Annotated in this window: 19 protein-coding genes, 1 tRNA gene and 2 pseudogenes; 14 read left to right on the forward strand and 8 right to left on the reverse strand. The window is 66.4% G+C overall.

Annotated elements, in window-relative coordinates; translation table 11 throughout:
• Positions 1–300: 300 nt before the first annotated feature.
• Positions 301–2,292 (forward strand): glycosyltransferase family 2 protein, encoded by a 1,992-nt coding sequence (locus AQJ67_RS10640; protein WP_062717838.1) that lies wholly within the window; start codon positions 301–303, stop codon positions 2,290–2,292.
• A gap of 136 nt (positions 2,293–2,428) precedes the next feature.
• Here the strand turns inward: AQJ67_RS10640 and AQJ67_RS10645 are convergent, their stop codons facing one another.
• From AQJ67_RS10645 to AQJ67_RS10650, 3 genes and pseudogenes are all read right to left on the reverse strand, one after another.
• Entirely contained in the window at positions 2,429–3,031 is a 603-nt protein-coding gene (locus AQJ67_RS10645) for an O-methyltransferase (RefSeq protein ID WP_062718538.1), read from the reverse strand.
• 28 nt (positions 3,032–3,059) lie between these two features.
• Positions 3,060–3,230, reverse strand: a pseudogene (locus tag AQJ67_RS44955) (transposase); the annotation flags it as partial.
• A 272-nt stretch (positions 3,231–3,502) separates the two neighbouring features.
• On the reverse strand, positions 3,503–5,515 hold the full coding sequence (locus tag AQJ67_RS10650; protein WP_062717839.1) for an NACHT domain-containing protein: 2,013 nt from the start codon (positions 5,513–5,515) through the stop codon (positions 3,503–3,505).
• 290 nt (positions 5,516–5,805) lie between these two features.
• On the opposite strand from AQJ67_RS10650, the gene AQJ67_RS10655 reads away from it, so the two are divergent.
• The 6 genes from AQJ67_RS10655 (at position 5,806) to AQJ67_RS10680 (ending at position 9,934) form a co-directional block, all read left to right on the forward strand.
• Entirely contained in the window at positions 5,806–6,630 is an 825-nt protein-coding gene (locus AQJ67_RS10655) for a hypothetical protein (protein ID WP_062717840.1), read from the forward strand.
• Positions 6,631–6,690: 60 nt separating this feature from the next.
• Positions 6,691–7,323 carry a hypothetical protein gene (locus AQJ67_RS10660; RefSeq protein ID WP_062717841.1) on the forward strand — a complete coding sequence of 211 codons (633 nt, stop codon included), beginning with the start codon at positions 6,691–6,693 and terminating at the stop codon, positions 7,321–7,323.
• Positions 7,324–7,494: 171 nt separating this feature from the next.
• Entirely contained in the window at positions 7,495–7,758 is a 264-nt protein-coding gene (locus AQJ67_RS10665; protein WP_062717842.1) for a hypothetical protein, read from the forward strand.
• Positions 7,755–8,168, forward strand: coding sequence for a type II toxin-antitoxin system VapC family toxin (locus AQJ67_RS10670; RefSeq protein WP_062717843.1), 414 nt, complete (start codon positions 7,755–7,757; stop codon positions 8,166–8,168). Before AQJ67_RS10665 ends, AQJ67_RS10670 begins: the two co-directional genes overlap by 4 nt.
• 549 nt (positions 8,169–8,717) lie before the next feature.
• A complete protein-coding gene (locus AQJ67_RS10675; protein ID WP_062717844.1) occupies positions 8,718–9,362 on the forward strand; it encodes a restriction endonuclease in 645 nt (214 codons plus the stop codon).
• Between the two features lie 89 nt (positions 9,363–9,451).
• On the forward strand, positions 9,452–9,934 hold the full coding sequence (locus AQJ67_RS10680; RefSeq protein ID WP_062717845.1) for a hypothetical protein: 483 nt from the start codon (positions 9,452–9,454) through the stop codon (positions 9,932–9,934).
• 104 nt (positions 9,935–10,038) lie between these two features.
• Here AQJ67_RS10680 and AQJ67_RS10685 read toward each other — a convergent pair whose 3' ends face one another.
• Both AQJ67_RS10685 and AQJ67_RS10690 read right to left on the reverse strand, forming a co-directional pair.
• A complete protein-coding gene (locus tag AQJ67_RS10685) occupies positions 10,039–10,458 on the reverse strand; it encodes a site-specific integrase (protein ID WP_062717846.1) in 420 nt (139 codons plus the stop codon).
• Positions 10,459–10,524: 66 nt separating this feature from the next.
• Positions 10,525–11,907, reverse strand: a complete 1,383-nt coding sequence (locus AQJ67_RS10690; RefSeq protein WP_062717847.1) for a tyrosine-type recombinase/integrase — start codon at positions 11,905–11,907, stop codon at positions 10,525–10,527.
• 260 nt (positions 11,908–12,167) lie between these two features.
• On the opposite strand from AQJ67_RS10690, the gene AQJ67_RS10695 reads away from it, so the two are divergent.
• Positions 12,168–13,571 (forward strand): hypothetical protein, encoded by a 1,404-nt coding sequence (locus AQJ67_RS10695; protein WP_062717848.1) that lies wholly within the window; start codon positions 12,168–12,170, stop codon positions 13,569–13,571.
• A gap of 242 nt (positions 13,572–13,813) precedes the next feature.
• Here the strand turns inward: AQJ67_RS10695 and AQJ67_RS47575 are convergent, their stop codons facing one another.
• Positions 13,814–14,581, reverse strand: coding sequence for a hypothetical protein (locus AQJ67_RS47575; RefSeq protein WP_159058750.1), 768 nt, complete (start codon positions 14,579–14,581; stop codon positions 13,814–13,816).
• 986 nt (positions 14,582–15,567) lie between these two features.
• Here AQJ67_RS47575 and AQJ67_RS47580 point away from each other — a divergent pair.
• Together AQJ67_RS47580 and AQJ67_RS10705 are read left to right on the forward strand one after the other, a co-directional pair.
• Positions 15,568–15,644 (forward strand) — tRNA-Arg (locus tag AQJ67_RS47580).
• 388 nt (positions 15,645–16,032) lie between these two features.
• On the forward strand, positions 16,033–17,256 hold the full coding sequence (locus AQJ67_RS10705) for a restriction endonuclease (RefSeq protein WP_079055877.1): 1,224 nt from the start codon (positions 16,033–16,035) through the stop codon (positions 17,254–17,256).
• A 45-nt stretch (positions 17,257–17,301) separates the two neighbouring features.
• On the opposite strand, the pseudogene AQJ67_RS50955 reads toward AQJ67_RS10705, so the two are convergent.
• A pseudogene (locus tag AQJ67_RS50955) lies at positions 17,302–18,572 on the reverse strand (tyrosine-type recombinase/integrase).
• A 130-nt stretch (positions 18,573–18,702) separates the two neighbouring features.
• On the opposite strand from AQJ67_RS50955, the gene AQJ67_RS10715 reads away from it, so the two are divergent.
• Positions 18,703–18,966, forward strand: a complete 264-nt coding sequence (locus AQJ67_RS10715) for a hypothetical protein (RefSeq protein WP_062717851.1) — start codon at positions 18,703–18,705, stop codon at positions 18,964–18,966.
• Positions 18,963–19,379, forward strand: coding sequence for a PIN domain-containing protein (locus AQJ67_RS10720; RefSeq protein ID WP_062717852.1), 417 nt, complete (start codon positions 18,963–18,965; stop codon positions 19,377–19,379). The genes AQJ67_RS10715 and AQJ67_RS10720 overlap by 4 nt, the downstream gene beginning before the upstream one ends.
• Before the next feature lie 73 nt (positions 19,380–19,452).
• Here the strand turns inward: AQJ67_RS10720 and AQJ67_RS10725 are convergent, their stop codons facing one another.
• Positions 19,453–22,755: an AAA domain-containing protein gene (locus AQJ67_RS10725; protein WP_062717853.1), complete on the reverse strand. Its 3,303-nt coding sequence runs from the start codon at positions 22,753–22,755 to the stop codon at positions 19,453–19,455.
• A gap of 169 nt (positions 22,756–22,924) precedes the next feature.
• Between AQJ67_RS10725 and AQJ67_RS10730 the strand changes: the two genes are divergently transcribed.
• Together AQJ67_RS10730 and AQJ67_RS10735 are read left to right on the forward strand one after the other, a co-directional pair.
• Positions 22,925–23,329, forward strand: coding sequence for a WXG100 family type VII secretion target (locus AQJ67_RS10730; RefSeq protein ID WP_062717855.1), 405 nt, complete (start codon positions 22,925–22,927; stop codon positions 23,327–23,329).
• A 26-nt stretch (positions 23,330–23,355) separates the two neighbouring features.
• The gene (locus tag AQJ67_RS10735) at positions 23,356–23,658 is read left to right on the forward strand and encodes a WXG100 family type VII secretion target (RefSeq protein WP_062717857.1); all 303 of its coding nucleotides are present in this window, start codon (positions 23,356–23,358) and stop codon (positions 23,656–23,658) included.
• Positions 23,659–23,987: the final 329 nt, after the last annotated feature.

The following is a 23,987-nucleotide window of genomic DNA, read 5'->3' on the forward strand; positions in this document are numbered from 1 at the left end:
ATCATCGCTTCACATGAAGTGCACATGCAATACACGCCCGGCCACTCGGCAATATGACAAAGATCACAGCAGATGCATATATCGCCCATATGGCTTCACATAGGCGAATCGCTCGCCAAGTCAGCTGCTCCGAACTCGACGCAAGGCCCCCCTTCGCCGGGAGGTCACCCCACGGTCGCAGGAAGGTCATGCTATCTTCACAGTTCTTTGTGGCATCTTCCCCGCAAATGGCCCAGACCAGCCAACAGCTAAGCCATCCAGAAAACGGGGCGTGCCCCCTATTTCTTGGAGAGCGTGACGATGGCTGCCCCGGCCGTTTCGGTGATTGTCGCCGCCTACAATGCGATGCCTTATCTGACGCGTTGCATTACGTCCGTCGCGGAGCAAACCATCGGCTCGGACGAGCTGGAGATCATCGTTGTCGATGACGGCTCAACGGACGGGACGGCCAAGGAACTTGAACGCCTGGCCGGTATGCACCCCGGATTGATCAACATTTTCAAGCAGGCGAACTCCGGCGGTCCCTCGGCACCTCGTAACGTCGGCCTCGACCACGCCCGAGGCACGTTCGTGTTCTTCCTCGACGCCGACGACTACCTGGGCCCCGAGACCCTGGAACGTATGGTCGCGATGGCCGAGAAAAACGGCACCGACATCGTGCTCGGGAAGATGGTGGGCGTCGGGGGACGCGGCTTGCCCACGTCGATGTTCAAGCGTAATCAGCCGAAGACGGACGTCTTCAGCTCACGCGTCTACTGGGCCCTCAACCCGTTGAAACTGTTCCGCCGCGAACTGCTGGAGCGGCATGCGCTGCGGTTCCCCACCAGCCTGCCCATCGGGGAAGACCAATCGTTCGTGGCTTTGGCGTACCTGCACTCGTCGGGCATCTCCGTCATCGCCGACTACGACTGCCTGTTCTGCACCCTGCGGGAAGATGGCGGCAACACCACCGTGCGTCATAGCGGTTCGGAGCCCCGGCTGCGGTTCCTGCCGCACGTGATCGACATTCTGCTGGAGAACGTGCCGCCCGGCCCCGGCCGCGACCACTTGGCGCACCGACACCTCACCATCGAAGTACAGGAGATCCTCGGCCACCTCGCGGCAGAACCCCGCCCCCAGCAGGAAAAAGCCCTCGCCCAACTTGCCGACACCGTGGCCCCCCTCTGGCACAAGGGCATGAACAACCAGCTCTCCGCCATGGCCCGCCTCCGCCTCCACCTCGTCCGGCACCAGATGCTCGACGAAGCCCTCGAACTCACCCGGTTCGAGAAGGAACTGGCCGGGAGAAAGTTCTCCACCCCGGTCCTCGTCGACGAAGGCAGGGCCCTCGCCCGCTATCCATTCCTCCGCGATCCCGCCCGGGCCATCCCCGACAGCTGCTACGACGTCACTGCACAACTCGGCGTACGCCACCGGGTCACCCGCGCCGAGCTGCACAGCACCACGCTCTACCTCGCCGGGCACGGCTACCTCCACCGCGTCGCCACCGAAGACGTCACCACGGAACTCGTCCTGCGCGAGCGTGACCGCAAGGAGGAGTTCCGGCTGCCGGTCACCCACACCGCGACACCCGGACTCGGCGCCGACGAGGACCAGGGCCACTACGTCTACGAGAAGGCCGGTTTCGAGGCCGCCCTCGACATCACCACGGCCGCCGACGGCAGCCCGCTGGGCGACGGACTGTGGGACATCTCGCTCGCCATCGGCGCCCAGGGCATCACCCGGGAAGTCCGCATCGGCAGCAAGCGGACCGTCGACGTGTCCGGCAAGGCCGCCACACACGTCGTGGACACAAACGAGGGGCCCCGTGCCGCCACCCTCTACACCACCAACCCGCACGGCAACTTCACCCTCGACCTCGGCGAGAACAAGCACGCCGTACTGCCCCATCTCAGCCTGAACGACACAGTCCAGTGGGCCTCCGACACCCCCACAGAGCTGGAGTTCACCGGCCGCTGCACCCTCGCCGCCCACCCCGAGGGCACTCTCACCGCGACCCTGCGCAACGACCGGGGAGACAACGCCACCTTCCCCGCCTCGACGACCGGCGATGCCCTCGTCGTACGCATCCCTGTCGCCGAACTCTCAGCCGGCACCTGGCATGGGGAACTCCGGCTCGGCAACTGGGTACTGCCCCTCCCAGAACTCCCCAACAACCTCATGGCAGCCAAGTGGCGCCGCCGGGCCCTGCCCTGGTACGCCAAGCCTGCGCTGAACAGCACGAACGGTTTCGCACTGCAGGTCGCCAAGACCGACCTCATCGGAGCGGTGACTCGGCGCATCACTTCCTGACCAGGAGTGGCGGCGCGCGCTGACCATCAGCAGTAGCCCGTCCAAGAGAGATTCGGCCAGGCCCCCCCACCGCAACACCCAGCCGCCTCAGGGCCTTCGGCTAAAGAGGTCGTTGCATTTGGCGAGCGGGGCTGGCTCAGCTATCCGGTAGGCGGGTGCCGACGATCACACTGAGGTCTGTTGCGAGGCGGAGTTCAGCAGCTCGTAGTTCGGGGTGTTCGAGCCAGTGAAGTCGAGCGTGGTCTGGTGCGCCGTTGAAGCGGGGCGGCCATGTTGTGGTCGGGGTGAAGTCGTCGATCACGATCGTGCCGCCGGCGGCGAGCAGGCGCGCGGGGTCTGCGGTGCCGTCGCCCTTGGCCTGGCCTCCGCCGTCGAGCACGAGCAGGTCATAAGGGCCGCGTTCTTCGATTCGCTGCCAGTCGCCGTGGAGGACCTCGACATGGTCGCAGTCACGGAAGATGTCCGAAGCGATACGGGCTCGTTCCGGATCACGTTCGATGCTGATCAGCCGGGTGCCCGGAGGTGCACCCGAGGCCAGCCAAGCCAAGCCCACACCGCAACCTGTTCCGGTCTCGGCGATGCTGTGGGGTGCTCCTGCAGCCAGCACCTGGAGTAAACGCCCCTGTTCGGGTCGGCAGGAGAACGCGAATCCCTGTGCGCGCGCCGCCTCGACAGCCCGCTGAACCAGCATGGGCAATGCGTCGTGGCCTCTGTATGCGTCGGTTCCATGAAGCGACATGCCCCGCATTATGGCTGCGCCCCCGGTTGAGTCGGCGGTAGCAGATGAGGGCGGCGGCGATGCCAACGAAGGCCAGGAAGTGGTCCGATGTGCGCTCGTAGCGCCGGTGCAGGCGGCGAATGCCGCTCAGCCAACTCACCGTGCGCTCAACAGTCCACCGGTGTCGTCCCAGGCGGGCCGGGGACTCGATGCCCTTGCGGTCGAAGTAGCCACCCTTGATCGTCAGCATGACCTCGCGCGAGCGGCTCTGCGACAGGGAGCTGAGACTGCCGAGCAGGACTGTGTGTTCGTCGATGACGAGATCTTCTGGTGCATGACATTGACGGAGACGACGGTCGGCACAACTTTCCGCAACTGCTGCCGGGCCTCATTCGAACTCCTCCGGGTCCGGATCCTCACCCAGCCATGAGCATCACGTGACGTTGTCGCGGTGGACGGCAGCTCTTCAACGGGTGCGTCTCCGGCCTGGCGCTACGGAACAGAGTGTGAGGCAAGCCAGTCCTGGAGTTCACGGTGGCGGAACTGGTAGGCCCTCCCGGAGATCCGCAGCAGTCCTGCGCCGTATGCCCAGTGCAGGAAGGCACCTAGACGCCAGGGCAGTTGGCCGCTTGCGCAGCAGAGGAAGACCACGTAGCGGCGACTGGCCCCTGCCATCCGCAGCCCGAATGCGAGTCCCAACGCGAGCCCGAACGCCAACCCGAACCCGAGGCCGAACCCGTACGAGACACCGAAGATGAGCGCGACTACGAACATGAGCGTGAGCCCCAGCGCGAGCCCGGACACGAGCCCCACCGTGAAGCCCATCGTGAGACCCACCACGACATCGTCCCGTAGGGCACGGCGCGGCTCTGTGGGTGGAGCGTCATTCAGAGGCGCAACGAGCTCGCCCGCGAGCCCGAACACGCGCCTGGCCAGGAGCGCGGACACAAGCAAGGCCAGAAGCGCAAACGTCGGCTCGACCGAGAGGAAGACCAAGAGCGCGAACGTGAGCCCGACCGCGAGCCCAGCTAGAAGCCCGGAGGCGAGTCCGCGTACGAGTTCCCGGGCGATCTGTCCGCGCTGGGCTCGACTGTGCAGCAGGTGCAGCTGGAGGGACTTGGGGTCCGGAACAACGTGGCTACTGGCCTGCCAGACAGTCGAAAGGACGGAAGGAACCACCCCTCCGGCCAGGAACAGCTGGCCTAGTGAGGAGCCGATGGGGAGTTGGGTCACGAGCAAGGCGGTGCAGACAAGCAGGAGGAGAGTGGTGAGCAGAGTGTCCGCGGCGCGGACGCGCCGGGCACCGGCCATCGGCCAGAGCTGGTGAAGCACGATGTCGGTGGTTGGTCCGGCGGCTGTGGTCGTGGCGGTGAGGTGTGTGGCGATTGCAGTGAGCCAGCGGTGAGTCTGCTCGGGACGGTAGCGATCGGGGTGCGTTGGGTGTTGCTGAGTCGCAGCGGGCACGTAGCGATCGAGCAGGTGGTCGCGGACCACGTTGGGCGAGGCCAGAGTGAGCAGGTACGCGGGGTCATACGGGTAGGTGAGGGTGTCGGGGTGACGTTCCTCGTACGCGGTGACTGCCAGGTTGAGCCGCCACGGAGTGTTCAGGGCGCGGGCAAGGGTCCCGCCGGGTGCAGCGGTCAACTCGTCGAGGACCGAGGTCCAGCGGTCTGGGTTGGTGCTGCGGGTGGTGAGATACGCGGTGGCCTGGGACGCGGTGACGGGATCGATCTCAATGCGGGCGGCCTCGCGCAGCCGGAGGTCTCGGGCAGCCAGTTGCTCATACTGGGTGGTGCGGCAGGTGAGGATTACCGGGGCGCTGCCGGTGGGGTCTTGGTAGGCGTTGAGCTGCTGCAGCACGCGTGTGGCGCGGCGTCGGCCGATCGGCGTGGTGTCAGCGTCCATTTCGTCCAGGCCGTCCAGGACGGGGAGGATGCGGTGGTGATCGACGAGGACCAGCGCGTCGGCGGCGGTAATGCCGCGGTCGCGGAAGTGCTGGTGGACCTGGTCTGCGAGCCATTGTCTGAAGGATCGGTCGGTGTCCCAGCCAGCCAGAGAGAGACGGACCGGTACAGGGTCAGTGTCGGCGCGGTCGGGGCTGGTCAGCAGGCCGAGCAGGAGGTCCAGAGCAATCAGGGTCTTGCCGGCGCCGGGTTCACCAGTGATCACCAGTCGGGCAGGGTTCACCCGGCGGTAGTAGGCGACGATGCCTGTCAGGCTGCCTTGAGGTTCGGCGCCTTCGGCATTGTTCGCAGGCTCGGCGCGGTAGCGGAAGGACAAGTCGATGCGGTGTGCTCCGGGCCCGATCAGTTGCGCTCGTTGTCGGGTCTCGGCCACTGCCACAGCGGCGGCAATGTTCTTGGTCTTTGCATCGGTGTCTGCTGCGGCCTCGCGACGGTCGGCGAGGTAAGAGGCCCCGGCCAGGTAGGCACCGGGGGTGGCAAGAACCAGCGCGATGGCAGTGGCCGCCAAGCGGGCACCCTCGAACTCCTTGGACAGCCACATCGCCAGTCCTGCGGCTGCGGCCAGTAGACCGACGTAGACCAGAGCTGTCCGACGTGCACGTGAGGCCCCCATGCGAGGCATCCTTCCCGTACGACCTCCAACGGCAACGCGGCCCGGGATTCAGCACATCCCCCGAATTGGCGACGAGATCGAGATCTCAAGCTGAGCATCGGCGAGAACCCACCGCCACCCGTACGGTGTGACGTCCATCCCGACCATGAGCATCCACAAGGGCGGCAACCCGGGAGAAACCACTCGACCATTCCCCTCACGGCGAGAATCATGGCGGGATGGCTCCGTACCTGTACGACCGGCTGGTGACGGAGGACGAATACCGCCAGCGCGTCCGGCGGCATCGTCCCAGCTCGCTGTTGCCACTGATCGCCGCAGCGGCGGCCCGCTACAGCACGCCCGAGCGGCCACAGCCCTGGCTGAAAAGCCCCTCGCTGAAATACACACCCTGGGCGCTGGCTGACGCGGCCCGCGTCAGCCTGGCCTACGGCACCGAGCATCTGCGCTCCGACGCCACTGAGCGCGATCTGCTGGAGATCCTGGCGGCGTACTCCAGCCTGAAGGAACCGACCCTGCACGGCACCGATGAGGGCGCGGTGCGCCTGAGGGACTTCATGATGCGCCTGGGTGGCGAGCAGATGGCCTTCCAGGCCCCGGAGTTCGTCACTCTCGCCCGTACCGCGGCGCTGTACCTGCACACGCCGTTCCCCGCGCGCCGTCAGCCCCGCTGCATGGTCCCCGGCTGGGACACCGAGTTGTTCGGCTGCCCCCTGCCCGACTACATCGGCACCGCGCAACTGCTGTGGGGATGTGCGCTGTTCAACGCCGGGCGTTTCGATCCCGCGATCTACGACAGCCCGGACGGGGAGAAGTTCAACCGCGTCGTCAGCCGGGACACGGTCCTGCCCGTCATCGAATGGCACTTCGCCACCGACGCGGCCTCCGTCAAAGCGATCGAGAAGCAGACAACGGAGAAACTGGCAAGGGTGGCCGGCGGTAAAGCAGCCCAGCTGCGGCGCTTCACATACAACCCGCTAATCGGCCGGCCCGCGGTCACCGGCTTCGGGCCCGGCCTGCTGTGCCCCTCACCTCAACTGGTGTGACGCAAGGCGACCCCGGCGGGCATCTACCACACAGGACGCGAGCACTTCGGACCGGACTTCTTGCAGGAGACCGGCTACCTCTTCGAGGAGTACGTCGGCCGCCTGCTCCGCCTGATACCGGACGCCGACGTCGTCGCAGAGATCACGTACCGAGTGAAGCGGAACGAACTGCAAAGCGTCGACTGGATCGTCGTCTTCGACGACCTGGTGCTGCTCGTGGAGGTCAAGTCCATGATGCCGACGGAGAACGCCCGGCTCGGCCTGGAACTCGGAGTCGCCGAGACCGACAGCAAACTGGCCCGCGCCTACCGCCAGGTCAACGCCACCTCGGCCCAGATCGACCAGCACCATCCGGCATTCGCCGGCATTCCGAGTGACCGTCCGCGCCAGGCGCTGATCGTCACCCTTGAACCGTTCCCTGTCGCCAACGCCAACCTTCCCCACCTCGGCCTGCCCGCCGCCGACATCCCCACCGCGGTCGTCGGGGCCCAGGAAGTCGAACGCCTGGTGATGCTGACCGACACCACGCCCAGCTCTCTGCTGCTGGAACGGGCGGCCGACCCCCAGCGCTCCACCTGGGCGCTCAACGAATGCCTGAACGGGCACGAGAGCGCCCGCAACCCGGTCCTCGACCAGGGATGGGCGTCCTATCCCTGGTCGACCGGCCGCCTGTCGGCCCTGAACGCGTCGTAGTCCATGTGTCGCGGACCGGCGCGGGTGCGGCATGGCCCGGCCGCTGCACCGGCTCGCCCAGAGACTCCTGCCGGGACGGAGCACCAGCGGGCCAGTACCTGACCGGCCTCCTCCGAAGAGGCCCGAGTTCCGCACACCCTCACCGGGAGGATTGACAGTAGGATACGTAGCATGAGTGAGCCTACCGGCAAGTACTCGATCACCATGCCGCGGGACATCGCCGAAGCCGCCAAGGCGCGCAGCGGCCCCTCCGGCCTGTCCGCCTACGTCGCGGCAGCCGTCGCTCGCCAGATCGAGCGCGACAACCTCAACGAGCTCATCGCCGTCGCCGAAGCCGAACACGGACCCGTCACGGACGAAGAGATCCAGGCCCTGCGCGACCAGCTTCACCAGGCCCGCGACAACCAGGCAGCAGGCGGAGCGAACGCCGCGTGAGCCGCTCCCCCGCCGTCCCCGGTGGCACCCTCGTGCTGGACAGCGAGGGACTGGCCAAGGCCGTCCTCCGCGACCGCACCGTCACCGCCTGGCTCGCCCTGGCCCGCGCCGACGACCTACGGGTGATCACTTCCGCGGCCACCCTGGTGGAAGTCGTCCACCCGCGGATCAACCGCCCGGCCCTGGAGTGGACCCTCTCCCGCCTCATCGTCGAACCGATCACCGAGCCCATCGCCCGCCACGCCGCCACCCTCCTCGCCGACGCCGGTCTGCACGGCCACAAGTACGCCATCGACGCCATGCTCGGCGCCACCGCCCTCGCCGCACCCGGCCCCGTCACCATCATCACCTCGGATCCCGAGGACCTCACCGCGCTGTGCGGCGGACGCGCCACCGTGATCACGATCTGACCCAGCGCGCTCCTGGATCGCGACGGGCTCCACAGCTGTCACCGCCTCACCCTGGACGCTACTGACCCCCTCAACGGGCAGTCCACGCGGCGGGGCATGCCCAAGCCCCTGGGCCAGGCTGGCTGGACGTTTGTCTCCGCGGCCCGCGCCGCCCGAGGCGACCGTCGGCGAGCGGGGCCGAGCGCTCCTTCCCCTAGTTACCTTCTACGTGGCTCCGGGCTTGGGGCTCCCGATCTCCGGGCTTGCATGACGCTTGCCCCCTGTCATCCCATGACCCGGGGGTGGTCCTACGCTGTTCGGCCGCGTCCGCCCCGCGCGCGTGGGTCATCCAGCGCCTCGGTGGCGAGCCATGCGTGTGATGGTGCCGCGAGACGGGTGAGGCCCTGGCCAAGCCCGAGCGCCTAGGGCCGAACCGGAACCCCGCCCGGCCGTGCCAACCCCCGCCCCGCGCTGCGCCAACACGGAACGTCACGGAACGGACACATGACCTACCCGCGGCGTTCACACCCCTGCATGATTCCACCAGCACCAGCAATCCCAGGGGGGATATTGAGCACGCCCGAACTCCGAAGAGACTGGCAGCCCGAGGACACGTGCCTCATAGGCTGCGCCTACGGCATAGCCGTCCTCGCCGCACTGATCATGACAGGGGTGATGGCGGACAACGGATTCGGAGTGGCAGCCATCCTGCCGTTCCTCCTGTTCGTCGGCGGCGTTGTCGCGCACATCAGATACGGCATCCGTCGGGCGGCCGAGCGCCGGCGTCAGGCAGCCGAGTTTCAGCGTCTCCAGGAGATCCAGTCCACCGAGATCGCCCGCTACCACGCGATGAACTCCCGAGAGTTCGAGCAGGCCGTCGCCTTCCTCTGCGAACGCGACGGCTGCACAGAGGCCCGCGTCGTCGGCGGGGCCGGAGATCTCGGAGCCGACGTCCTCGCCTGCGCCCCGGACGGACGGCGCATCGTGATCCAGTGCAAGCGCTACGGGCCCACCACGAAGGTCGGCAGCCCTGACCTTCAGCGGTTCGGCGGCACCTGCTACAGCGTCCACGGCGCGCAGGTCGCCGCAGTCGTCACCACCTCGGTCTTCACCCGTCCTGCCATGAACTACGGAACGCAGCACGGAATCCGGCTGTTCGACGAGGCGGCCTTGGCCGCCTGGGCGACCCGCGCCGGCCCCGCACCGTGGATGTAAGCCGACCTGCACCGCTCGCGTGCGGGCTGGGGGAAGCGGTGATCCAGGGGTGCTCGTAAGATTCGCGCACGGCAGGCAAAGGGGTGGGGATGGAAGACGACGAGCAGAAGCAGGACCTCGACACGCCTGCCAGACCAGAGCAGCAGCAACACCGCGCCACGCTGCGGATCGCGCTCATTGCAGCCGCCACAGTTGTAGTCCTCGGAAGTGGCGTGGCCATCGGGTTGTCAGCAGCTGGCACCGACCCAGACGCGAGCGAGTCTGCGCTGACTTATGCCCGCCGTGCCTGCGAAGCCATCGCCCTTGATCTCTCGCCAGGCGACTCGGCCAAGGCGGACGAAACTCAGGCACCCGGTGAGGAGGCGGAAGGCTGGAGCGAGATTGCTGATGATGCAGCGAGGGCCGCACGCCTGGACGACGCATGGAACGACCTGGCGCGCGCCACGGACGCCGAATACCGGGCTTGGAACCGCTACGCCCAAGGCGCGGACCAAGCGGAGATCGACGCAGCGCTGGCCGAGACCAAGGCCCACCCTGTGGGACCCGAGTGCCGGAAAGCCCTGGTGCGCTAGCAGGGCGAACGTCTCCAGCAGGGCCGAACACACCTGCCGCCCGGAAGGCGTTTTCCCGACCGGCGCGGCCAGCGCTCACGTTCACCACTACCCAGTCGGCCGAGCTACGACGCTGACTCCGCGGCTGCTCGAGGGAATCGGGCGCTCAAGCCACCGGACCGGAACGCGTGAAGGTTCATCCCCGCGCTGCTGCGCGCCGTGGAGAAGGCCCTTTCACGCGTGAGCCGCACCGGGCCGTCGAGGAACAACGGTCCGCTCATCAGATCACCGATCAACCGGCCCAGCAGCGATGCCGTCAGTTCACTCACCGGTACCCACTGCGGAGTGCCCGGCCTCACCGGCTCCCGCACTCGCACTTGCCGACGCGGGAGGTCCACGTCCTCGATCTGCACCCGCAGCCAATCCGCCACCCGCGCCTCGCCGTCCCACAGCGCCGACCACAGCGCACGGTGAGCCAACGAGATCCCCTCGTCGGCAACCAGCTCCTCCAACCGCTCCCGGTTCGCCTTCGCGACTCCCGCCACACACCTACGTCTTGCCACTGCCGAGATCACCTACCCCAGTTCCCGCAACCACGGTGCCGAATCCCCTTACGCCGCTTCCTCTTTCGGCGACTGGTCGTAGGCGCTCAACAGGCCCTCGATGCGCTGGTTGTTGATCGACTGCCGGTCGTACAGACACTTCGCGTACCGGGACAGCAGGACCTCGACGCTGTTACCCGCCCGCTGGGCGACCTCGGCCGGGTCCGCCCCCGCGCACAGCCAGGTAGACAACGCCGAATGCCGCAGGTCGTACGGGCGTTTCGCGATCGGGGTGCTCGTGAGGGCCGGCGGCAGGCCGAGGCTGCGGGCTTCGTTCCAGACCCGGTGGTAGGTGGTGTAGGTGAGGACACGGCCGCTCTCGCTGAAGAAGAGCCGGCCGTCGTCGGCCGTGCCGAAGGTGGCGACATCCTCGCGCCACAGGGCCACGAGGTACGGCGGGAGCGGCACCACCCTGACATCCCCCGGCGGGCGGTTCTTCAGCCCGCGGTCGTCGTGGTACTCGCCGGAGTCGGTCCACCGCTTGCCCGCCTGCGGCCGGGTGCGGTGCACGATCAGCCGCCCCCAACCGGTATCGGGCAGGCGGCAGTCCGGCAGCGCCGCCGCGACCGCCTCCTCCGGACGCAGGCCCGCGTAGTACATGCCGGCGAAGAACCCGACCAACCGGCGCCCACGAGCCCGGCGGTAGCCGCCCACGTAGGAGACGGCATTCAGCAGATCCCGTGCCTGGTAGGGGTTGGCCACCACCCGCGGATCCACCACGCCCGCGGGCTTGGGCACCCGCCATCGGATCTTCGCCAGCGGGTGGCTGCCCAACTCACCCCGCTCGACGGCGTAGTGCAGTGCGTGCACCAGCACTTTGCGCTTGCGGCGCATCGTCTCCACCGCCGCCTCACCGCCGTCCAGCTTGCGGCGCAGCGACTCCAGCACATCACGCGCCAGGACCGGATCGTGCAGGTCGACCAGCGGCCGGGACGCCTTCGCCACCCACTGCAGCACCAGCCGGTCCTCCGCCCCCATCGCCTCCTGTCCCGCCCCGGGCAGGACAAAAGCCCAGTGCCGCAGGGCACGGCGCAGAACCTCCCTCGTCGGACGCCCCGGCACATCCCACAGCATCGCCGTGGTGACAGCGGTCAGCGCCTCACTGACCTCGTCCCGGGTCTTGGCCGCCCTGCCGGGCCAGTGCGCTTGCGCGTACTCGGTCGCGAACGCGTACCAGCTCAGCCGGGACGGCCCCCGGGGCTCGCAGGAGGAGCTGTTGCCCTGGGCCAGGCCCGTACGGATGGCCCGGACCAACTCCGCACCGAACTCGCCCGCCAGATCCGCGACCGCACTGCCGCGCTCCTGCCGCCCATCATCGTGCGGCTGCGCCGGGAACCGGTCCTCCAGTTGTTCCAGGACCGGTGCAGCAGAGCGATGCCCGTTCGTGTCCATGCCTGCCTCCTTGTGATCGGCGGAGGCATGACTGCCCGGCACATCCACTCCAAGATCCCCCGGCAAGAGCGCACTCTGACGGCAGCCGGTTGACGGGTGCGGATTGTCGGAAGTTCGCCCCGGCTCCATTCGTGTCTGGCCGCATCCGGTCCCATTGTGGCCAGTTTGGCTCCATGGCCGACCATGCGTACTTGCATGCGCCCCGATGCGCCGAACTACCGTTCCCGGCCGGCCAGAGCACGCGGACACCTGGGGGATACATGGCAAGAACCGCGCGACAGATCCTGAACGGACTCAGCCACCAGAGGACCATTCACGTCCGGTCGTCGGCGGAACTCGGAGTTCATGTTGATTCCGCAGCGACGGCCATCGATAAGCAACGCCGGGAAAAGGGCCAGGAATCAGTACGCCGGAAACCCGAACTGCACCCCGTCGCGCGGGCTGAGTGCGAGCGGTCGATCGAGCTGACGCCGTGGCAGGTGCTGCACGCCCTGGCGCGCGGTTTCGTGCTGCCCAGCCAGGGAATGGGACGCGGACTCGCGGAACACTGGCTGAGCCTGAAGTACTGCGAGGCGCTGCACGGCAATCGCGCCGGTTCCATGGACCTGACGGAGAAGGGCCGCTCTTCCGAGCGCTGGTACAAGTCCATGCAGGCCCGGGAGCTGGCCGTCGGCTTCGGACTCGCCGCGGCAGAACACATCGTGCAGCAGCGCTACCCGGACCACATCGTCTCGGTCGTCGACACGAGCACGGTGCTGCGGGCCGGCTGGGCCCTGGGCGGTTCGCAGCGCGGCAAAGGCTCACGGCCCCGCCCCGACTACCTCGTAGAGGCATGGAAGCCCGGAGAGCCGTCGAAAGTCACGTTCGTGGCCTGCCGGGGAAACCACCAGAAGCCGAACAAGCGGACCGGCCGGACCCGCAGCACCACTCTCCAGCAATTGGTCAAGGGCTCCGAACTGACCGAAGGCATGCAGATCGGCCCGTGGAACACGACGCCGTGTCTGATGCTGTCCACCGAACTCATGGGTCAGGGAGGAGTCGTGGTCAACGCCCTGCAATCCCCCGGCGAAGCGCTCCTCCCTCTCCGCAAGCCGGACGGCCCGGGCAACGCCGATCAGGAAATCAGGGATAAGCCCGGTATCCCCTACCCCAACGCCATTCGCATGCCCGCCCGCGACGGGAAGCGGGCGCGGACCGTCGACGGCTTCCAGGTACCCGAGAAAGACCTCGGCTGGTTCGGCCAGCTCCTGGCCCGCACCGAAGCCGCCGGCCTGAGCGCATTCTCGGGCGGAGGACCGACAACCGCCCGGTACCTCACCGCACACCAAGGGCAAAAGCACTATGCAGCGCCCACCTTCGCCGCCACATCCAGCTACCAAGACGCGGACATCGAGATCGGCGACACGAAATTCGTCGGCACAGACCACGTCTTCCGCATGGAGACCGTACGCATCGAGGCGTTCTCCGGCATGGACTCGAGACTGTACGAACTGATCAAAGACGGCCGCGTCGAGGAGTACCGGCAAGCAGCCTACGAACTCCGCCCCGCACAGCACAACACCCGCGAAGCCGGGCAGAAATGGAACGGCCCGATCTCGTTCCGCGACGACGGCACCGTCATGGCCCTCAGCATCCTGCCCGTCCGCAAACGGCGCCCCCTCTGAGCCAGCAGTTCAGGCGGACGTTCTGGCTCAGGTTCTCCGCTTCCGGCGGCGCAACATAGCTTGGGATCGCCGTTTGGCCAAACCGGCGATCCCGCGCACCATGGAGAGTCCACCGCCACCACCTGCCCGCACGTCGGAAGGCCGCATCCAAAACCAATCCCACAACTTCGCACGACAGCCGTCTGTATTCACGGCCACGCTCGGCCCGGGCTCGATGCAACCGCTGCGGGACCCAGTGCGTTTCAGGATGAGAAGCCTTCAGTGGAGATTGTTTCCCAGATCGAGTTGAACCAGCGGTATGACTCGGTAACGAACTCTCGGTCTGCGTAGTATCCGCTCGCGGCGTTGAATCGCTTCATCATGCCCTGGGACGTCACAGTGTCGTACACCTCCACCGAGTCACCCTTTGCATCAGTGACCGAACGAGCCGAAATCTTGCAGTACGAGAAGAGAGCCTCGACGCCATTCAGGAGGATCAGCTCCGTCAGAGGAGTGAATGGAATTCCCCGAAATTCCATCCGCACTTCAATGCCATGCGTGTCGCGGAGTGATGCGAGAGCACCATGCAGAGTGTTCACGTAGATGTTGCGATCGCGTAGCCGCAGTTGACGAACCCTCTCAGCATCTTCCTCCTGGCGATGGGTAGGAAGTGGAAGGCTGACATCGATATTGGCCGTGAGTATCCGAAGCTTGATCTGCCGCGGCCGCAGCCTTCCCGCATGAATGTCCTGAACCGGTCCGGCGATACCCAGCGCAAGCGCATGCCCAGTCACACAGATGGCATCGATTTCAACATCTTCCGCCTCGAAGGCGGATGCCAAAGGGCCTCTGATGCTAACCATCGCAGGCATCATGGGCCAGTCACGATCCGGTGATCGCTCCTGGGGTGTTTGCTGGCTCGGCTTAGGGATTCGGGCCCGCTCGACAAGCTGAGACCATTCGCGGAAATCAGGAGCCGGTAGGTTCGCCCAGTCACTCAGCACCCGAACGACCTTGATCAGGTCGTCCATCTCTCTTGGGGCGTGATGCCCTCGGCGCCAGTCACTCAGAGTGGCCTTCGGCACTCCTGTTGCCGCTTGCACCCGTTCCAGGGTCAGCCGATCGCCAGAAGCGACTAACCGAGTTCGCGCTACTTCCCAGAGTTCCGCAAACCTGACCAAGATCGGCGATGTCACGCGGCTCCCCCAAGCACACCGTCGTTTCCGACTCGGAACTTCCGACTCGTACGGGAACTTACCGTCTCACGCCGGAAGTCTGACGTGCTCCGAGATCCCTGGCGCCAACCCGCCCCAGCCCCGTCAATGAGGTCATGCAGCGGTGCACGAGGCCCACTGCGACCGGAGGGGGTAATCGTGAGCAGGCACGAACGGCAGATTCAGACGGTGAGGCGCCTGGGTCGGACCGCACTCTTCAGTCTTGTGCGGGGCGCTTGCACGGCGCTCGGAACCGCCGGAGTCGCGGCCCTGGTCTGGTGGGTGCAGAACCAGTGACAGGCCGTCCTCTGATCCGTGATGCCGCGCTCCGTCACCCGCTGGCCGCCCTGGCAAGCGCCCCAATACCCCCGCTCGCCCGTTCGCTATCGAGCCCCGCCAAGCCCTGCCCTCCAGCCAGCGCCGCTCATCGCTTCGAGCCCGGCCGCGATGCCGGCGCTCTGGCACGGCACCGACATCGGGCCCTTCTCCCGCCCGCGCCGGAGCCGGAACCGCCACGCGGGCACTACACGCCCGCCACTTACGTCACCCGAGGCGCCACGCTGTCACCCGCGAGGAGCCGGGGGCGCCCCCGGCGCACTTCACTCATCCACGCGCCCCGGAACGCCTCCACGTTCGATTGAAGGCGGCACCTTATACCCCCTACGCTTGTCTGAGGAAGTCGTGATCTACGTCATGGTGCATGGATCGACCGCCGCGGGGAATGATCGAGACAAGACGAGCAAACAGGGCATTTCATTTCCGCGGGACATACACGGGACGGCGGGCCTGACAGGACGTTAGACAGGTCGCTGACCTGGGAAAACGCCCAGGATGCCGACGGCCTCCGGAGCCGTTTGCGCAGGTTCGAATCCTGCCGGGGGCACCGGAAATCAAGGCCCTGACCAGCGGAAACGCCGGTCAGGGCCTTTCTTGTGCATGCCAAAACGCACACGGCCTACTTGGCCGTGACCACTCGACCCCTCATAGCCCTGATCAGGGGTTTTCCATGGCCGGGCAGACGAAATCCCAATTATCCGATCCCGCGAATTTGATTCCTGCGGGACATGCGTGGGACAGAAGGCCGTAAGGCGGATCCGCCACCATCGGGTGGCTACTTTGACCTGCATGTTTACCAAGTGGGATAGCCAGAAGGCACACGGAGAAACAGGCCGTTTCACTTTTCTGGGCCGGAAGTGGCGTCGCCGGTGAGTGGGTACCACCGGGCAAGGAACGACCGCGCGAGTGCGTGGCTACGCCTTCCGCACTCAATGCGGCTCGGCGCTCTCGGCTTTGGACGCCGCGGCTACGACGCAGAGGTCGAAGCAGCCCGTAAGCGGTTCGACAGAGCGTTGCGAGACCATGCACGCGACGAGAAGAAGCGCGTCGAGAAGTTGGAGAAATCTCGCGCCCAACACGAGGAACGCAACCACGAGGAGGCCACACGAATCGAGATATGGAACACCGATCTCGAACAGCGACGCAGCGCGTACCAGGACAGGGACGTAGAGGCAGTCGAGTGGTTCGCCGACCAGGTCTTGGCTGCCTCCGTGTATCCGCACGGCTTCCCCAAGGCACATCAGGTCTCGTACCAAGCGGACACGGGTGACCTGCTGGTTGAGATTGACCTGCCGCTGGAGGACGTGGTCCCTGCGGCCCGCGCATACCGCTACGTGAAAACGCGTGACGAGATCACGCCTGTTCCGCGTCAGGACAAAGAGCGCAAGGAACTGTACGCATCGGTCCTGGCTCAAACGGCTCTGCGCACCGTGTACGAGTTCTTTGCCGCCGACACCGAGGGTGTGGTTCAGTCCATCGCCTTGAACGGGCATGTGGCCACCATCGACCGCGCCACGGGGCGGGACGTCCATCCGTGCTTGATCACGCTCCAGACGGATCGGGACGAATTCAAGCAGCTGGTTCTGACCCAGGTGGATCCGCGGGCCTGTCTGAAACGACTGCGGTCACTGATCTCGCCGAACCCGTACGAGCTGGAGCCAGTGCGACCGTTGGTCACGTTCGACCTGTCCAAGTTCCGGCTCATGGACAGCCTGGATGTCGTGGCGGGCCTGGACAGCCGACCCGTGCTGATGGACCTGACACCCACAGAGTTCGAACACCTCATCAGACAACTCTTTGAAGCCATCGGCCTGGACAGCGTGAACACCCAGCCGTCGAAGGACGAGGGTGTCGACGCGGTCGCGATGAACACCGACCCCGTGATGAAGGGGTTGTGCATCATCCAGGCCAAACGCACCAAGAACGTGGTTCCGTTCGAGACCGTCTCGGCGCTCGCGGGAGTAGTGGAACACAAGCGGGCAGCCAAGGGCATCCTGGTGACGACCTCCTGGTTCGGCCGCGCCAGCGAGGCATTCGCCAACGAGCACGGGCGCCTCGAACTCCTCGACGGAGCGAACCTGGTGCACCTGTTCAAGGAGCACATGAACCTCGACGTCATCCCTGGGCCGATACCTCCAAAGCGGCGCCTTCAATAGGCGTACAGCTCAAGCCACCGTGGTGGAACGTCTGTGTACCAACTGCTACTGGTACTCGTTTAGCAGCGCCTCGATGCGCTGGTTGGCGACCGCCTGCCGTCCGTACAAGCACTTGGCGTACCGGGTCATGAGGACCTCGACGCTGTTGCCGGCACGTTCGGCGGCCTCGGTGGGGTCCACTCCGGCATTCAGCCAGGTAGACAGAGCCGAGTGGCGCAGGTCGTACGGGCGGGCTGCGAGCGGCGAGCACACCAGATATGCAGGAAGGCCGAGTTCACGGGCCTCGTGCCAGACACGGTCGTAGGTACTGGAGCCGACGATGCCGCCGCGCTCGTTGAAGAACAGCCGCCCGTCGTCCGCAGTGCCGAAGGTATCGATGCTCTCCCGCCAGAGCGCCACCAGTTCTGGCGGCAGTGGTACGGGCCGGGTGTCGTCGGCTGGACGGCTCTTGAGACCGCGTTCGTCATGGGCTCTTTTGCTGTCGGTCCACCGCTTGCCCGCCTGCGGCAGTGTGCGGTGCACGGTCACCTGGCCCCAGCCCTCCGCGGGCAGCACGCAGTTGGGCAAAGACACCCCGACCGCTTCGGCGGGGCGCAGCCCGGCGTAGTACATCCCGGCGAACAGCCCGACCAGCCGCCGTCCACGTGCCCGCCGGTAACCGCCGACGTACGAGACCGCGCGCAGCAGGGAACGTGCCTGGCTGCGCTGCTCGACGGCGTATCGCACGGCGTTGACCAGCACCTTGTGCTTGTGCCGCTGCGTCTCGGCCGCTGCCACCGCGCCATCCAGGTTGAGCCGCAGTGCTGTCAGCACGGATCGCATCACGCCGGATCCATCAGATCGGCCAGCGGACGTGCGCCTCCCGCCACCCAGCGCAGGGCCTGCCGGACATCAGCCGGCATCTGGCGCGGCTCCGGGCGCGGGACGACGAACGCACTGCCCCGCATCGCCCGTCGCAGCAGTTCATCGCTCGGACGGCCCCGCACATCCCGGAGCATCGCCCGGGTGATCGCGCACAGCGCGTCGTTGGTCTCGTCCCGGGTCTTCGCCGCGATCAGCGGCCACTTCATCTCCATGTACTCAAGAGCAAAGGCATACCAACTGATCCCAGCCGCGCGCCCCTGTGGCAAGCCACGGCTGATACCCGCAGGGGACTCATCCGCGACGCCCTGTCGAACGGCACGGAGGAGCGCCGCGCCCAGGTCATCGGCCAGCGCCCTGATATCCGTCGCACCCGCCGTGCGCCGGCCCGCCACGGCCCTTCCTACATGTCTCTGGCCGGGGACGCCGCGCACCTGAGATTTCGAGTTCCTCATGACGTCCACCACCTTTCCGTTCAGGTGAACGTCCTGGATGCCCACATCAAGCCCCGGCAGCAACGACGGCATGCGGTCCTTCTGTGCCAGCCCACTGGATACAGGGAGGATCGGAGGTAGGATGAGTAGCATGAGTGATCCTACCGGCAAGTACTCAATCACCATGCCCCGCGACATCGCCGAAGCCGCCAAGGCCCGCAGCGGCCCTTCGGGCCTGTCTGCCTATGTCGCCGCCGCCGTCGCGCGCCAGGTCGAGCGGGACAATCTCAACGAGCTCATCCAGGTCGCCGAGGCCGAGCACGGGCCCGTCACAGACGAAGAGATCCAGGCCCTGCGCGACCAGCTCCACCAGGCCCGCCAGCAGCAGACGCAAGGCGGGGCGAACGCCGCGTGACCCGCCCCTCCCCTGCTACCCCCGGCGGCACCCTGGTCCTGGACAGCGAAGGGTTGGCCAAGGCCGTCCTTCGCGACCGCACCGTCACCGGCTGGCTCGCCCTCGCTCGCGCCGACGACCTGCGGGTGATCACTTCCGCGGCAACCCTCGTGGAAGTGGTCCACCCCCGGATCAACCGCCCGGCCCTGGAGTGGACCCTCTCCCGCCTCGCCATCGAACCGGTCACTGAGCCCGTCGCCCGCCACGCCGCCACCCTCCTCGCCGCCGCCGGCCTGCACGGCCACAAGTACGCCATCGACGCCATGCTTAGCGCCACCGCCCTCGCTGCCCCCGGCCCGACGACAGTTCTCACCTCAGACCCCGAGGATCTAACCGCCCTGTGCGGCTCTCGCATCACCGTCATCAAGGTCTGAGCATCGACGCTCGCCTGCGATACCGATCCCCTTCGGCGCTCCCCACTGCAGTGCCGCCAACCGCGGATTCGCATCACCTTCGGCGTGCCCCTCGCGAAATGCGTATGGGTGCCTCCCAGGCTTTCTGTCCCTTCCGCGCCGAGCACGCCCGATTGAAGCACCGCCAATACCAGGCTCCGCTGCCTCGGCGGCGCAGGTCCACGTCATCCCCCTTGCACGCACCGCACCGGGGAGGTCTCGCGAAGTCCTCCGCGTGCTCGTGAGCAAGGATCTTGCGGGCGAAGTGGCCACCCTTGATCGTCAGCATGACCTCGCGCGAGCGGCTTTGCGACAGGGAGTTGAGGCTTCCGAGCAGGACTGTGTGTTCGTCGATGACGACGATCTTCTGATGCATGACATTGACGGAGACGACGGTCGGCACGACTTTCCGCAACTGCTTCACCAGCTCGGTCTGCTTCTTCTGGCCTGTGTCGTAGGGGTCCCGGACGAAGACCGTGACACGAACTCCTCGCCGCACGGCGTCTTCCAGCACGGGCAGCAAGCCGATCAGTCGCTTCGCAGTCCAGGGGGACCAGATCCACAGCGACGTTCGAGCCTCTGCGAGACGGTCGGCGAAGGTGTCGTAGAAGGAGATCTCGTCGTCGATGTCGGAGACCTCGACGTGGCGGGAGAGAACATCGGCGAGACGGGAGCTGAACTGGCCAAGGTCTGGCGGAACTTGGGCGTTTGGAGCGATGAGTCTGGTTGCGGGGACCGATCGGGCGCGCTGTGCGCGGATGAACTCCGCCAGTTTTCCCATGGGGGTGTGTTCTTCTGCAGCCAGGATGCGGCTGCGGCTTCCGATGACATACAGCCTGGTCTGTACGCGGGTGACGGCTACGTTGAAGAGGCGCACGCCGTTACGGGCCCAGGTGGTCGCCTCTGGGGAACGGGAGGCGTGGGCCATCCAAAGGCCGTCACCGTAGTCGTCCTCCACCGTGTCGAAGACCACCACGGGAAACTCGCGCCCCTGGAAGCGGTGGGCGGTGCCCACTTCGGCCAGCCGGCCTCCTCCGCTGCCTTCGATGTCGCGGAGGGCCTCCAAGGTGGCTTCCGCCTGCACGGGGTATGGCGTGACGACGCCGGCCGTCTCGCCCTCTTCATCATGCAAATCGATCAACGCCCGCGCGAGCAAGGACCCAGCGGGCCACCACCCTTTACGGCGACCGGTTCGGCGCACCTGAGCCAGGCTCTGCAGCCCATCGGTGTCGATGATCACGATTTCGGGGTCGTCCGGCTTGCGCAGCGCGGCACGCCGCTCGACGCCAGGGCCGGGTTTGAGGACACCGTCGTATGCCAGGGCGTTCGCGAGGCCCATCACGTCGTGGCCGAAACGGTGCTGAACGTCGAGGACAACACAGCCCTGGTGGTTCACAGCAGCGGCCGGAGAGTCGATGCCGAAGTGTTCGAAGACGTCGCGCAGGATCCAGCGCGCGACATCGGGACGTTTCTCGCCATCCAGTTCCGGGAGGACGGGGCCAAGCTGCATGAAGTCGCCGAGCAGTACGGCCGTGGTCCTGGCCTTGCCCACCGCGAGGAGCACTTCGGGCAGCGTCGCCGCTCCGGCCTCGTCGATCAGGACGACGTCGTATTCGCCCTCGAAGACCGCCTTGGTGGTACGGAACCGGGCGAGTGTGGTCGCCACGACCTTCGCGCCGCGGATGATCTCGCCCTGGGCGTCCCGGGCGAGCTTGTCGTACTGTTCCTGCAACTCTCGATGACGGCGTTCCAGGGAGGGGCGGTTCTTCTCGTCCGCCGCGGCCTGGGGCCTCAATCCCGATGCCACGGCGTAGCGCTGCGGGTGGCCGAGACGAACGGCCTCCGCTACGCGTGCCTCCGCCGCCTGCGCCAGACCGAGCTCCCTTTCGAGGGGGAGGAGCCGCGCGCTGAGGGCGTCCGCGGTGCGCCGAATGTTCCGGAGATCTGTCTCCAGGGCATGCAAGGACCGCTGCCTATGCTCGATCTCCTCCTTGCTGAAGAGAATCCGCGCACGGAGATCGGCGATCCGCTGTCCCAGCTGCTCCTGGGCGCGTGCGAGTACATCACGGGCATTCGCGGCCTTCTGCTCCGCTTCTTCAGCGGAATGACGCGTCTTCTCTGCCTCAGACCGGGCCGTCACCAGGTCCTTCTTGGCCCGGCGCTTCGAGAAGCCCTTGAGCTGTTCCAGATCACTGAGTCGCTGCTCGGCAGCATCACGCCGGCCCTCGGCAAGCAGCGCCTTGGCCTCCAGGCCGGTCACGGCCTCCCGAATCTCGGTGAACTGCGCCTGTACCTCATCATGAGCCGCCCAATCAGCCTGTGCCTGTTCCGTCGCGCGCACCTCGTCGGCTGCCGTTGTTGCTGCCTGTTCGAGCTGCGCGATGCGCTCTCCTGCTGCATGCACCTCGTGGCGAACCTGGTCACGTACTCGTGTCAGGGCCTCGGAGGTGCGGGCGGGATCATCGAGACGGGCGCGATCTGCCGCATACGCTGCGGCGTCGAAGCCTGTGAGACTCCCCTCAAGATCCTTCAGGCGACGTGCCCGCTCCCGTGCGTCGACGAGCTGGGCAGCCACAGCCCGGCGCTGTTCGTCTGCGTCCGCGAGCCGCTCGCGAACCATCAGCGTCAGACAGACACTCGCATCCTCGGCGACCTCACGCAGGTGAGGCGGCCCCACCCGGACGATCTCGCCGTCGGCGTGCCGCCGCTCCTTCACCACGCCCCACAGAGCGTTGTCCACGGCGATGTTGGTCGCCGAAACCAGCAGAACTCGCTTGCCCCGCGTAGTGAGATCCCCGATGGCCCGTTTGAGGACCGTCGTCTTGCCGGTTCCGGGCGGCCCCCAGACCAGCCACAGCCCTTCACCAGTGCAGGCACGGTAGGCGTGATCCTGCGCCGGCAAGAGCACGCCCGATGGCGCTCCCGTCGCCGCGAGGTTTCCCGACCCCGCTTCGCCACGTGCCATGAGGTGCGCGAGCGGGGCGTTGGTCAGCGCAGCCATACCCTCCCGAAGGGCTTTCACCAGGAAACCGGTGGGCTGCGGTTTCATCCACAAGTGAGGGTCGCGGGGGTCAGCGAACTCAGCGACGCGCACGCGCACAGCTGTACCGTCTTTGAACACATCGAGCACGGAGTGGCCCGCGTCGACCTCACTCTCATCAGGTCCGGCCAACCTCAAGCTGTCGCCCTGGAGCTGGTCCGTCGCTACGTCGGAGCCGCGAACATCGACGATGAATTCCCCCGACTTGCGGCCCTTCACTGCCCGCCCCAGGGCTCGCCAGCGCGGCTCGCGCGCCTGCACCCCCTCGTGCGCCACCCAGGCGTCCAGTGCCGTGACGACTTCTTCCTGCCAGCCCACGTTCCCCCGATGTCTTGGCGCCTCCTGGATCTTGATCCCGTAGTACCAAAAGATCCTGAGTGATGACCACGAGAGATCCCGCCATTTGCCGTCACCCGAACGTATGAGCTGTGTTGTTCGGGTGACAGGCGTTGCTTGCGCAACGAGGGTCGAGACCTCGGGGGCACCAATGGGTGGGCAGGCCAATCTCAAAGTCAGTCACGACGACTTGACGCAGCTGGCCGACGAGCTCCATGACATGCAGGGCTACCTGGAGCGCCAGGTCCGACGCATGGACGGCATTGTCGATGGCATTGAAGCCGGCTGGAGCAGTCCGACGGCAAAGGCGTACCGGGACTTGCATCGCGAAGCCGCCGAGGATGCTGTACGTATCCGCGGAGTCTTGCGGTTGATCGAGCATGCGGTGCGGCTGAGCAGGGACAATTTCACGGAGCAGGAGGTGGAGACCCTCCAGAGCTTCCGGCAGATCGAGGCTCACGTTGATGTGGTCCGCGAGGCTGCAGACCTGTCCACGCCGAACAACACATCCGCTGCTCCGCTTCCTCAGCGCAGCAGCCTCGCCGACTTCGACTGAACAATTGACGAGAACCGGGGGACAGGATGGCCAACGACGATCACATAGCAGTCGACTTCGCGAAGCTGCGCGATCTCGCCATCGAGTTGGAAGACGTCTTCAAGCAGCTGAACAGCAGGCTTGGGATGCTTTACGACAAAGTGGAGCCTATCGTTCTGGCCTGGGAAGGCGAGACGCGCGAGATATTCGTCGACAAGCTCGACGAGTGGGACCGCTCCGCACAGGATCTCCAGGCCGCCCAGGCCCGACTGCACAGGATTGTGGCCCAAGGGCAGGGCAACTACGCGTCGGCGCATCGAGCCGTGCTGCGGGGTTGGGGCGCACTCTGATGACCACACCACCTCCCTTGCCCATACCGCCCCAAACGGGGAAGATCGACGTCACGCCGACCATCCAGTACAGCGTCTCCGGCCATGTAGCGGCACAGCAGGACTACATGCACAAGGGCATGAACGAGTTCCTTGCCCGGCTGCAAAGCTATCCGGATTCGGGGCGGTCATGGCGACGCTTCATCGGCCTTCGCCTCCGCGTACTTGAAGGTGGCCAACCGCTTCCTTGATGTGTGGGGCAAGACCATGGTCAGTGTGGGGGGTAAAGCCGTGGGCTTCACCACCACGGCCAACAACTATGCCGCGGCAGACACTGCCACTCATCCCTC

It is taken from the genome of Streptomyces caeruleatus, from assembly GCF_001514235.1.
Classification (GTDB): Bacteria; Actinomycetota; Actinomycetes; order Streptomycetales; family Streptomycetaceae; genus Streptomyces; species Streptomyces caeruleatus.

Excerpts from the sequence above, each read along its gene's own strand:
- AQJ67_RS10640 (WP_062717838.1), top strand. The coding sequence starts at position 301 with ATGGCTGCCCCGGCCGTTTCGGTGATTGTCGCCGCCTACAATGCGATG.
- AQJ67_RS10645 (WP_062718538.1), bottom strand. The coding sequence starts at position 3,031 with ATGTCGCTTCATGGAACCGACGCATACAGAGGCCACGACGCATTGCCC.
- AQJ67_RS10650 (WP_062717839.1), bottom strand. The coding sequence starts at position 5,515 with ATGTGGCTGTCCAAGGAGTTCGAGGGTGCCCGCTTGGCGGCCACTGCC.
- AQJ67_RS10655 (WP_062717840.1), top strand. The coding sequence starts at position 5,806 with ATGGCTCCGTACCTGTACGACCGGCTGGTGACGGAGGACGAATACCGC.
- AQJ67_RS10665 (WP_062717842.1), top strand. The coding sequence starts at position 7,495 with ATGAGTGAGCCTACCGGCAAGTACTCGATCACCATGCCGCGGGACATC.
- AQJ67_RS10680 (WP_062717845.1), top strand. The coding sequence starts at position 9,452 with ATGGAAGACGACGAGCAGAAGCAGGACCTCGACACGCCTGCCAGACCA.
- AQJ67_RS10690 (WP_062717847.1), bottom strand. The coding sequence starts at position 11,907 with ATGGACACGAACGGGCATCGCTCTGCTGCACCGGTCCTGGAACAACTG.
- AQJ67_RS10695 (WP_062717848.1), top strand. The coding sequence starts at position 12,168 with ATGGCAAGAACCGCGCGACAGATCCTGAACGGACTCAGCCACCAGAGG.
- AQJ67_RS47575 (WP_159058750.1), bottom strand. The coding sequence starts at position 14,581 with ATGGACGACCTGATCAAGGTCGTTCGGGTGCTGAGTGACTGGGCGAAC.
- AQJ67_RS10705 (WP_079055877.1), top strand. The coding sequence starts at position 16,033 with ATGCGGCTCGGCGCTCTCGGCTTTGGACGCCGCGGCTACGACGCAGAG.
- AQJ67_RS10715 (WP_062717851.1), top strand. The coding sequence starts at position 18,703 with ATGAGTGATCCTACCGGCAAGTACTCAATCACCATGCCCCGCGACATC.
- AQJ67_RS10730 (WP_062717855.1), top strand. The coding sequence starts at position 22,925 with ATGGGTGGGCAGGCCAATCTCAAAGTCAGTCACGACGACTTGACGCAG.
- AQJ67_RS10735 (WP_062717857.1), top strand. The coding sequence starts at position 23,356 with ATGGCCAACGACGATCACATAGCAGTCGACTTCGCGAAGCTGCGCGAT.